The following is an 11,646-nucleotide window of genomic DNA, read 5'->3' as shown; positions in this document are numbered from 1 at the left end:
ATAAGTAGGGCGATCGTGATCCAAGCTTGAGGATCACGACCGCCTTTTTCAATACGTGTCGTTATGGTGTGCTTACATTGTACTAGACTACTAAAGGTTTTATAATAGTTCCACTATTATGAATAGTACTGAATTATTAATATTTGTGCTAAAATAGGTAAGAATGTGTGAACTTTAAAGAATTTTTGATTTTTTGGAGGTCTTTTTAATAATGGAAAAGAAGAAGTACTTTAAGATGTACAAGAGCGGCAAGTTATGGGTAACCGCAGCACTTGTTGGCTTCTCTGTGATGGCCGGCACTGCTATTAGTGATCAACAAGTTAAAGCTGATACAGTTCAGCCAGTGGTAACTCAATCTACTAGTGCTGCTGCAAACGACTCTTCTACACCAAGTCAAGCTCCTTCTAACGGGACGAATGGTCAAAATACTGCTGGCCAAAATAATCAAGGGGATCAGGACAATAATAACCAAACTACTCCTGAAACGACTTCACAGGAGGTACAACGGACTGTCAATTTTACAACTACCGATGGTAAGCCATTAGAAAAACAACAGCAGACTGTAAATGGAGCAACCTGGAGTGGTGTCACTCTTCCACAGGAGAATGGGATGACTCCTACTCTTAATGGTAAAGTTATTACTGAAGTACCTAGCAAAGTTAATACTACAAGCAATGGTCAGGTAGATACTTCTGCTATCAATATTGTATTTCTAAAAAATACACTTGAGTATAAGAAGGACAAGGCTGACATTACAGATGATGACCTTAAAAATACTGACATGTATCGGAAGATCACGCGGACAATCAATATTACCCAGCCGGATGGTAAAACTACTAAGTCAATAGTACAAAATATTTACTATGGCCGTGATGGGAAAATAAATGCTGATGGTAAGTACGACTATTCAGGTGACTGGAACCTTATTGATGCCGATGAAGTTGATATCCCTTCAGAGACAAATTATATTGCTAGTTATAAGGATAAAGACCAGACTCATTATGTAACTAAAAATATTACTACACAAGGAATTAACAAGACTGATTCTAATCCCTCAACACTTCCAGCAATTGATATAACATATGTACCAGTATCATCAGAAACAAAACCAGAGTCAGTTAAAGAAGGGGACAAGGATTACAACGACTTCTGGCGTACTATTACCCGTACAATTACTTATCAGTTTGCTGATGGGACCCAGGTTGGTAAGCCTTTTACTCAAAAAGTTAAGTTTAATCGTACCCGTACGATTGTTTTAAAGGATAATGGTCAGAAACAAGAGACTACCTTTTCTGAATGGACAGCTGTTAATAATTCAGTGTGGGATGCGGTCACCTTTGAACAGCGTCAATACTACCATACTGAACTTTCTGGAGCCGGCATTAACGGACGGGAACGGGCAGCCCAATTGTCAGCTGAAGCGGTTAACGCTAATACCAAGGATGAAAACTATGTAGTTACCTACGTTAGTGACGGTACCGACCCGTACAACCTACGTGTTGTTGCTGGATTAAACGGTAACTGGGCAAGTATCGATAACATTTACATGACTGATACCGGGATCCATGTTACTGGTTGGAACGCTAACAGTGACAGTTGTAACCGTAACTACCACTACCTAATTATTCTTGACTATGGTCAAAACCCAGTTGTTGGCCAGTTCCATGAAGTTGGTCGGAAGTTAGTTACTGGTGGTGTTAGCCGTCCCGACGTATTTGCGGTTCACCCGGTATGGAACGCCGCTACTTCCGGCTTTGACGATACCGTTGACCTAGACTTAAGCCAAATTAAGTCTGGTGACAAGCTGCGGATCCTTTCACGTTGGACTAGTGACCCTAATGGTAACAATGACGTTGCTGACTTAGTAAGTTCTTATTACACGATGGATTACAACACTAATGTTGGTAATCTCGATAGCATGGCCGTCGATGGGAACCAGCTTCATGTCTCTGGTTGGAATGCAACTAACCAGCGTGTCGGCCGTGACCATCACTTCATCATTCTTTTTGATGCTACTACTGGTCGTGAAATCAGCCGGCAAGAAGTTAAAAATGGCATTAGCCGCCCAGATGTAAGCAATGTTTATCCAAACATCCTGGATGCTAGCCAATCCGGCTTCGACGTTAACTTTAATTTGACTGGTGTCAACCTTGCACACAATCTTCAGGTAATCAGCCGTTACAGTGATGGCGCAAATGGTGAAGGTAGTAACGTTGACTACTGGTTCCCAGCTAAACGGCTTATTTCCGGAGATGCCGGTAATTACGCAAACTTTGACGGCGCTAAGATGGACTTAGATAGTGGTAAGATGATCTTTAATGGTTGGAACGCCACTAACATGAGTCAAGTTGAACCAAACCATTTCTTGATCCTCTACGACAGCACTGCTAACCAGCAAGTTGATGCCGTTAAGTTGGATGAAAAGAACGGACTGACGGAACGTAACGATGTTCAACGGGTATACCGGGGGATTAAGAATGCTGCAGACTCAGGCTTTAGCTATGGATTTGATGCTTCTAAGCTTATTTACGGTCACACTTACTCACTAGTTAGCCGGTACTCAACTTCTGACCAGGGCAATGGCGGTGATGGCGCGTACACTGACTACTGGTTGACCAATGTTTTGAACTTTAACCAACAAGCATACAATATTGATCTTGCCCAGCTTACAGCAGAATCGCCTGCCGCTAACCAACCAGCTACACAAGCTGATACTGAAAACAATTCTGACCAGGATAACAATAAGAACGATCAAACACCAACCACCAACCAAAGCAAGTTGCATGTTGAAGGGTGGATGGCTAGTGATGCCGCTATTAACATTAAGAACACCTATGTTATTGTATTGGATGCCAAGAATAGTCAGGAACTTGGTCGGAGTCAGGTTACTTTACAGGACCGGCCAGATGTTGCCAATGTCTACTCTTCAATTTACAATGCTGGTAAGAGTGGCTTTAAGACTGACATCGAGTTAAGTGACGCAAATAGCAAGTTGGCCCAAGCTGATGGAATCAAGTTTGTTCTCCGTTACACCGATGGGGTTGGTGGTAACCCTACTGATAAGGACGGCAAGACAGTACCATCTGCTGATCAGTGGACCAAGAGTTTCAGTTACAACCGGGCAACAAACACGTTTGCCTAAGCCTAATTAAGAGAGAGTAGATATGAATTTACAAGGAGTTCTTTTACTATGTGGAATTGTGGCGGTCGTTTTACTGATCCTGCAATTCTTCACTCAAGTTCACCGAATTAAGCGTGGACGATCCAATGTTGGTGGTGGACGGGTCTTCATCAACTGGCTACTAGTGATTTTAATCATTGGTGGCTTTGGTGGAAGTGCCTTCCTGTCCCACCAAAATAAACAAGTAGCGGCCCACCCCGTAAAAACACCAACTACAACTACCAAGGAAAGTGCGGACAGTGTCACGCTTGTCTTTGACAAAAAGGTTGAATTAAATGACGAAGGGGAAAAGAAGGTCAACTTTGATGTTTCGCCAAACACAAAGGTAAAGATTGTCGGCCATTACAGCCGGAACGTTTTTAAGACCTTCAACTCAAAGGATGGAGAAACTAACTTTAGTTACACCTTTGACCAACCCGGGACTTACGACATCATTGCTACTAACGGAAGCAAGAAGGTTGTTAAGAAGCTGGTAGTGAAGGACCACAGTGATTCTTCCGAAGATTCATCCAGTGAGGACAGCAGCAGTTCTTCCAGCAGCAGCTCGTCACGTTCGTCCAGCAACAATTCTAATTCAAACAGAAGCAACAACAGTAATAATAGTCAATCTACTGGTGGTAGCGGCTCTTCTAATAGTGGAAGAGGTGGTAGTTCCTACTCCGGTGGTGGATCATCCTACCGTGGTGGCGGTGGTGGTGGTAACTATAATTACACACCAGCCGCACCAAGCAGGCCTGCCTCAACACCTAGTGCCCCATCTAACGGTACTGGTGCAATGACCGGCGGTAGCTATTAGTCAAAAAAACAGACTAGGTTCTTACAGTGAACCTGGTCTGTTTTTATTTAAATGATAATTTTTTCATATTTGCCGGTAAGGAGAAATTCTATCTTTTGATAAGGGAAATTGATTTTACTGATCACTTTAGCCAGCAAATTAATTAACAAAAAGACCGTAAGCCTTACGAAATGGCGCTTTAAAATTTATCGTCCAAAGTGGTTAACCGGTTTATTTATAGACTTCCTGGTAATTTGAAACCAACCACAACATATGGGGTTTTAAAAGTCAAGTCTTCCCACAGATTGTATTTGTGCTAAGATAGAAACTGTTCACTTGAAAGGAGAAATGGGAGTATGAAGGTCCAAATTATTGATAAAAAAGACTTAAATAACCTAGCAAAGTTGAAGGTTATCAAACGCGATGGGACCCCAACTTCCTTTTACGCATATAAGATCGACCTGGTTTTAGATTCGTTATCAGCTGATGAAGAAACCCGTCACAGTGTTGATCTTGCTATTTTTAATGCGTTAATTGATCAACAAGAGGTCCAAACTACCACCATCGCAGACTTGTTTGTTAAGGGGTTGAAGGACGCCGGTCATGATGACCTGGCCAAGCAATTCCTTGCTTACCGGAAGAAAGATGAAGAAGAATTTGCCCAGGCCACTAATCCGCAATACAAGCTGGAGCAGCTTTTCGGTCGGAAGGATACCGTGGTCCACGAAAATGCCAACAAGGACAGCCGGGTTTTTAATACTCAGCGGGACTTGGAAGCCGGCGTTGTTAGCCGTGCACTAGGTTTGCGGATGCTTCCCCAAATCGTTGCTAAAGCCCACCTTCGTGGCGATATCCACTGGCACGACTTGGATTACTCACCAGTTACTCCCGAAACTAACTGCTGCCTGATCGACTTTGATGAAATGTTCAAGCACGGCTTTAAGATCGGTAATGCCTGGGTATCATCTCCCCGGTCAATTCAAACTGCCACTGCTCAGATGTCCCAAATCATCGCAAACGTTGCTTCACTGCAGTATGGTGGTTGTTCTGCCAACCGAATCGACCAGTTGCTAGAACCATATGCCAAGATCAACTACGAAAAGCACATGAAGGATGCTGAAAAGTGGATTGCTCCTGACAAGCGGGAAGAATTTGCTAAGGAAAAGACTAAAAAAGACATCTATGATGCAATGCAGGCCCTTGAATACGAAATTAATACCTTGTACTCAAGCCAGGGGCAAACTCCATTCACAACCGTTAACTTCGGCCTTGGTACGAGTTGGATTTCCCGTGAAATTCAAAAGGCTATTCTTAAGATCCGGATTAAGGGGCTCGGTAAGGAACACCGGACGGCAATTTTCCCTAAGTTAATCTTTACCCTTAAGCGGGGGTTGAACCTCAACCCTGGTGACCCTAATTATGACATTAAGCAGTTGGCACTGGAATGCTCAACCAAGCGGATGTACCCTGATCTTTTGATGTATGACAAGATTAAGGAGATCACTGGTAGTTTTAAGACACCAATGGGTTGCCGGTCTTTCCTTCAAGGATGGACTGATCCTGAAACCGGCAAGGAAGTTAACTCTGGCCGGATGAACCTCGGGGTCGTAACCGTTAACTTACCACGGATTGCCCTGGAAGCTCATGGCGACAAGCGTCTCTTCTGGGAAATCTTCAAGGAAAAGATGGGAATTTGTAAGACTGCCCTTGACTATCGGATTAAGCGGACCAAGGAAGCCAAGCCTGAAAATGCCCCACTGTTGTACATGTACGGTGCTTTTGGTAAACGGCTGAAGAAGACGGACAGTGTCGATGAAGTATTTAAGAACAGCCGGGCAACGGTTTCCTTGGGTTATATCGGCCTCTATGAAGTCTGCACTACTTTCTACGGTCCTAACTGGGAGCACAACAAGGAAGCTCATGATTTCGCTGTTTCAATCACGAAGGCCATGCACGACCTTTGTGCTAAGTGGGAAGACGAAGAAGGGTACCACTTTAGCCTGTACTCTACTCCTGCCGAATCCCTGACTGACACTTTCTGCCAGGATGATATTAAGAAGTTTGGCCGGGTAGAAAACGTCACTGATAAGGAATACTACACTAATAGTTTCCACTATGATGTACGCAAACACCCAACGCCATTTGAAAAGCTAGAATTTGAAGAGGACTTTCCATACCAAGCTGCTGGTGGCTTTATTCACTATTGTGAATATCCAAACCTTCGCCAGAATCCGAAGGCACTTGAGGCAGTATGGGACTGGGCTTATGACCATGTTGGCTACCTCGGTACCAACACCTCGATTGACCAATGCTTCAAGTGTGGCTTTAAGGGTGAATTTAAGGCCACCGAAAAGGGCTTTAAGTGCCCACAATGTGGTAATTCTGACCCGGCTACCTGTGACGTTGTTAAGCGGACCTGTGGTTACCTTGGCAACCCACAACAACGGCCAATGGTTCACGGCCGTCATGAAGAAATTATTCACCGGGTTAAGCACATGGACCCGCAGATGATTAAGTCCGCCGCCCAGTTTGAAACTTCACGGCAGATGGATGATCGTTCAGCCCATGCTTCAATTAAGGGCCAGCAGATTTAAAAGGCAGGTTATTTGATGGTAGAGCATGAAGTAAAACAACCAAATAACCCTCAACCACAAGAATGGCTGGCAAAAGACCATTCGTTACAATATGTTGCTGACTACAAGCCCTTTAACTTTGTCGATGGTGAAGGGGTGCGGTGTAGTCTGTACGTTTCCGGCTGCCTGTTTAACTGTCCTGGTTGTTACAATAAGGCAGCGCAAAACTTTCACTACGGGCAACCTTATACCCAGGAACTTGAAGACCAGATTATGGAAGACCTATCCCATGACTATGTTCAAGGGTTAACCTTGTTGGGTGGGGAGCCCTTCCTCAACACCCAGGTTTGCCTGAAGTTAGTGCACCGGCTACGTAAGGAATTTGGCCACCAAAAGGATATTTGGTCCTGGACAGGATATACCTGGGAAGAATTACAGAAGGAATCTGCAGATAAGCTGGAATTATTACACAACCTGGATATCTTGGTTGATGGTCGCTTTATTTTGGCTAAGAAGGACCTGACCCTGCAATTCCGGGGTAGTTCTAACCAACGGATCATTGACGTTCCCAAGTCGTTGGACCAGGGTAAGGTTGTCATCTGGGATAAGCTAATTCACTAGGAGGTCGGATTAAGTTGACTGCTGATAACCGTTGGAAAAATGAGCCAGAGTGGCTAACAAAGAAACGGCAGCTGGCAAATACGCTGCAAAAGACCTTCCGCCAATATCCCCACCAGGAGAAGTGGTTACCATGGCAGGATATGGGGACTGACCAAGCTAACTGGTTAAGTATGATCGGTGACTTTGTCGCGCTGCCCTTATCCGTAGCTGTTGACCAGTATTCCGACTTGCTCCAGGAAAACCTGATGGAGAAGGGTATTAATTGGCAAGATAACCAGCTATTTGCGGCTCACTTGGCAAATCTCGACGGTGGTCAATTTATCTATGTTCCGGCTGACCGGCAAGTATCAACCCCCATTGAATTTGCGGGGCAGGGGATGTTGACCAATCCCCACAATGTAATCATAGTCGGCGCTAATAGTAAGGTTACAATCAAGGAAAAACTCCAATTGAAGAGTGCCCAGCCAATGTTTGCGGGGACCGAATTACTGGTCGGCCCTGGTGCCCAGGTTGATTATGAACAGGTAAATGAATTACGTGCGCCAGCAATCTTTACGGCTGTCCATGCTTACCAAGCCCGTGGTGCACGTTTAAATACTAGGCTAGTGGTTGAAAATGAAGGTGACCTGACGCTAAGTTTGTACGATTTCCTCGATGGTGATGAGAGCACCTGGAACGGTGAAATATACTTACAGCCAGGTCGAACCGGGATCCATGACTTTATTCCGTCGGTAGATGGCTTTGGGACCGGAACTAGTGCGCATCTCACGACCTATGTGGACCAGAATAAGGGTGGTCAAGTTCAGGTAGGCAAGTTTCAGCCAGCGTCTGGCGAACCACTTTCCGTCGAAAACCAGGTGGAAATGACCGCTGGTAAGCCATTTAAGGACTGATTTAGTAATATCATTGTTACAAAAAGCAGTTAAAAAGCTGTGATTTCAGGAAATTTTCCCTGAATCACAGCTTTTTTCGTTCCCAATATTACAATTGTTCGTTAAAGTTAGGTACTTCCTAAAAGTCAGTAAGAACGCGATTGTTAGATTGAATAATCAAAAAATTAATAGCCATTGTTACGATTTGTTACTAAAAAAGAAGAAATTGAAAATTCAGGGTAATTGCTATGTAACCTCGATCGTTTATAGTTATATACATCGATTGATATTAATCAATCAGCAAACAAGATTCAAATATTGAGAAATGAGTTTTTGAAAAGGAAGGATTTTATCTCTATGAAGTTATCTAAACGCGTCGCTAAAATTACCGCCGCTATTGCCGGTACAGTTGCCTTAGGTACTATCGCAACCGCCACTAGTGCAAACGCCGACTCAATTTACACGGTGCAAAGTGGTGATACTTTATCAGGTATTTCCTACAAGTTTGGTCACGACTTAACTTTCGTTGACACACTTGCTCAAGAAAACCACATTGCCAACAAGAACTTGATCTACGTTGGTGAAAAGTTAGTTATTAAGGATAATGGCGAAGTTGCTCCAGCAACGCAACAAGAAATTGCTACCCTGCCAAGTTCAAATGGTACGACTACAACTGATAATAACAGTCAACAAACTACTGCTACTCAATCTACAGTTGCACCTAGCCAGACCACTGGTCAACAAACACAACAAACTACTGTTACGACGGGTACTGGTTACACCCAAGCAGGGAATGCAGCAGCATACAACACAGCAGGTTCTTACTCATACACCCCAGCAACTACTACTAGCTCATACACTTCATCAGTAGCTGGTAATGACGCTGCTGCTAAGGAATGGATTGCCCAACGTGAATCAGGTGGTTCATACACTGCTACTAACGGTCAATACATCGGTCGTTACCAATTGTCTGCCTCTTACCTGAACGGTGACTACTCAGCCGCCAACCAGGAACGGGTTGCTGACCAATACGTTGCTAACCGGTATGGTTCATGGACTGCTGCCCAAGCATTCTGGCAATCACACGGTTGGTACTAAAATCAACTAATCAATAATACTTATTCTCCCTCAAATAAAATAAGGGCCCGTGAAAAAATTGATCACGGACCCTTATTTTTAGTTTAATTTGCTATTATTCGTTCATCAGCACATTTAACAATTCCTTAGCGGATTCTTGTAGTGCTTCTTTGGATTTATCATTTCCAAGGTGGGTGTAAACTTCACCGACGTAGACATTGTCAGCAAATAGCTTCTTGAAGACCTTGTCAATAACCGGCTTGGTCTTTTCTTGTTCTTGGACGGGGCCAAATGGGTTGGCAAAGAAGGTGGTACTCATCCCAACTTCATCAGTAGTTCCCAACGCCTTCCGCTTACCAGCAACAAAGACTTTCTTTGCTTCTTCTTCGTTATCAAAGCGGTGGAGCCCAACCTGGTCATCGTAATTGTTAGCGTAAACCCACATATCAATTGGGTGGTGCATGATAACATTTTCGTAGGTATCAGCGGGGATGATAACCCGGGCGTTTGATAGCTCAGGGTTAAGGTATACACCACGGTCCATGTTGTTGAATGCTACCGCACTGGATAGGTCATCCAGCCGGACGAAGGCACCAGTTTCGGTCCCTTGTGCATAAACCTTACCGTCATCGCCAATGGTAAAGCTACCCATATCATCAAAGATCGTTTCCATTTCCACAATCTTATCATCAGCAACTTCTTGCATTGCTTCGATTGATTCGGACTTCCCAGCTCCGGAATCACCAAAGAAGACCACGTTCTTTTCTTTTCCGTTAGTAAACCGTACCCGTAGCATTGAGCCGTGGATTGGCAGGCTGCCACTGTAAATTTCGTGGAGGTTGTGCAAGGTCAAACACATCTTCTTCATGTAACCAAAGTAAGTGGTCTTATCAGTGTACGGCACTTCACCGACCCAAATGTTATTTTTAGTGTCATGGTAATAGTGAGAAACCATGCCTTCAGTTTCTTTCAAACCGAAGAGCAAGATTAGGTCCGGCTTTTGGCCCCGGACTTCATCTGGCCGTGCCAGTTGAAAGAGGTTTGAAAGGGCGATCCCGTTAACTAGATAGTCAACGTCAAAGTAAATGTAGGCTAAGCTTTCCCCAATTTTAGCAGGGTAGCAGTACCATTGGCCCTTTTGACCATGGAAACGTTTGATTGGGTTTTCATCAACCGCAGAGAAGACACCTTCACGCTTGTTACTCTTAGTGTGCATCATCATTGGCGGACGAAGCATGACCGTATCAATGAAGTCAATGTCCCGCAGTTGGTCGTAACCATCTGGAATTGGCCAGTCATGAGTTTGAACCAGCATAGCGGCGTTGGAGCCGGCGTTAACTTGCCGGTAGGTTTGGTTAGGGAAACCTTGAAGCTTTTCTTCAACCACCCGGTATGATTCACGAACCAGGTTATTAAACTGGCCGTCAAGCAACTTAAATTCCTTACCAGCAATCTTACTGTTGTTGTAGTTGATTACGGTCACCCGCAATAAGGAACGATAGAAGGAGTATAGGTCTTCGATGCTTGCAAGAATATCTTTTGGGTCATACTTATCAAAGGCGCTGTCATCATCGATCAGGATCTTTTTCAATACCTGAACATATTGTTCTGGACTCGCGTTGTCAAAGGCGTCATCATCGTATTCTAAATTCTTGGTGTCAAGGTAGAGCTTGATGATTTCAAGGAGTTCATCGCTGTTGACCAGTGAGTAAGTGTCCTTGTAATACGCCTTGCTTAAATTGAGCAGTGCTACTCCGCGGTCCGTGTTGACATAGAGGGACGGAGTTTGAATCTTTGTTTGCTTAGCCATAAATCTCAATCCTTTCTTATAGCCTTGCTAATATTATAGTGTATTTTTGAGCAAACTGTGAGAAAAATTTAATTATATTCAAAGTATGTTAAAATAAATGGACAAGTCTATTTGTAAGGGGTTTCAATAATGAAAGTTACTTGTAATGATACACTGTCAGTTTCAATCCACCGGGTATTCAACGCGGATTTAAATGAACACGGGACAGTTTTTGGCGGCCGGCTCCTCGAGTTGGTTGATGGGGAAGCATCGGTTGCCGCAATGCGGGTTACCCGTTCAACCGTCGTCACAGCAGCAATGGACCACGTACAGTTCCTCAAGCCATTTAAGCTCCAGGATTCAATGTGCATGGAGGCCTACGTCACGGGATTGGGTCACCGGTCACTAGAAGTTTTTGTTAAGGTAATCGGTGAAGACCTGCATACGGGTAAACGGTTCCTTGGTTTTACCTGCTTAATGACGTATGTTGTTCAGGACCCAAGTAAGCGTGTCCTCTATGATGAGCTGGAGCCATGCAATGATGAGCAACGAACAATGGTTAGCGGCTATGAGCGTCGCCGGCAACACCGGGCGGAAAATCGTCAATACCAGCAGGAAATGCTTAAGGCGGTTACAATTGATAAGCCGTGGGAATAATAAAAAGGAGATTGGGAAGAAACATTGTTTCTTCCCAATCTCCTTTTTTGAATACTAGGACAAATATTGGCCCATACCAACGTTGTTCCTAGCATAGTTAC

General features: G+C 44.1%; 8 protein-coding genes. 7 read left to right on the top strand and 1 reads right to left on the bottom strand.

Translation table 11 applies throughout. The features are described from left to right. Nucleotides 1-211 precede the first annotated feature (211 nt). From QOS07_RS07115 to apf, 6 genes are all read left to right on the top strand, one after another. The gene (locus QOS07_RS07115) at nucleotides 212-3,142 is read left to right on the top strand and encodes a mucin-binding protein (RefSeq protein WP_283588276.1); all 2,931 of its coding nucleotides are present in this window, start codon (nucleotides 212-214) and stop codon (nucleotides 3,140-3,142) included. A 22-nt stretch (nucleotides 3,143-3,164) separates the two neighbouring features. After that, the gene (locus QOS07_RS07110; protein ID WP_283588275.1) at nucleotides 3,165-3,977 is read left to right on the top strand and encodes a hypothetical protein; all 813 of its coding nucleotides are present in this window, start codon (nucleotides 3,165-3,167) and stop codon (nucleotides 3,975-3,977) included. 335 nt (nucleotides 3,978-4,312) lie between these two features. After that, complete coding sequence (nrdD, locus tag QOS07_RS07105) at nucleotides 4,313-6,550, top strand: anaerobic ribonucleoside-triphosphate reductase (protein WP_283588274.1); 2,238 nt, start codon at nucleotides 4,313-4,315, stop codon at nucleotides 6,548-6,550. 15 nt (nucleotides 6,551-6,565) lie between these two features. After that, nucleotides 6,566-7,150: an anaerobic ribonucleoside-triphosphate reductase activating protein gene (gene nrdG / locus QOS07_RS07100; RefSeq protein ID WP_283588273.1), complete on the top strand. Its 585-nt coding sequence runs from the start codon at nucleotides 6,566-6,568 to the stop codon at nucleotides 7,148-7,150. 14 nt (nucleotides 7,151-7,164) lie between these two features. Continuing rightward, the gene (locus tag QOS07_RS07095; protein WP_283588272.1) at nucleotides 7,165-8,043 is read left to right on the top strand and encodes a SufD family Fe-S cluster assembly protein; all 879 of its coding nucleotides are present in this window, start codon (nucleotides 7,165-7,167) and stop codon (nucleotides 8,041-8,043) included. 336 nt (nucleotides 8,044-8,379) lie between these two features. After that, nucleotides 8,380-9,120, top strand: a complete 741-nt coding sequence (gene apf, locus QOS07_RS07090) for an aggregation-promoting factor (protein WP_283588271.1) — start codon at nucleotides 8,380-8,382, stop codon at nucleotides 9,118-9,120. 94 nt (nucleotides 9,121-9,214) lie between these two features. On the opposite strand, the gene QOS07_RS07085 is transcribed toward apf, so the two are convergent. After that, complete coding sequence (locus tag QOS07_RS07085) at nucleotides 9,215-10,909, bottom strand: phosphoenolpyruvate carboxykinase (ATP) (RefSeq protein WP_283588270.1); 1,695 nt, start codon at nucleotides 10,907-10,909, stop codon at nucleotides 9,215-9,217. Between the two features lie 126 nt (nucleotides 10,910-11,035). Between QOS07_RS07085 and QOS07_RS07080 the strand changes: the two genes are divergently transcribed. Beyond that, nucleotides 11,036-11,545, top strand: coding sequence for an acyl-CoA thioesterase (locus tag QOS07_RS07080; protein WP_283588277.1), 510 nt, complete (start codon nucleotides 11,036-11,038; stop codon nucleotides 11,543-11,545). Nucleotides 11,546-11,646: the final 101 nt, after the last annotated feature.

It is taken from the genome of Limosilactobacillus viscerum (genome assembly GCF_947387525.1).
Lineage (GTDB): Bacteria > Bacillota > Bacilli > Lactobacillales > Lactobacillaceae > Limosilactobacillus > Limosilactobacillus viscerum.
This window is presented reverse-complemented; position numbering and strand designations above follow the sequence as displayed.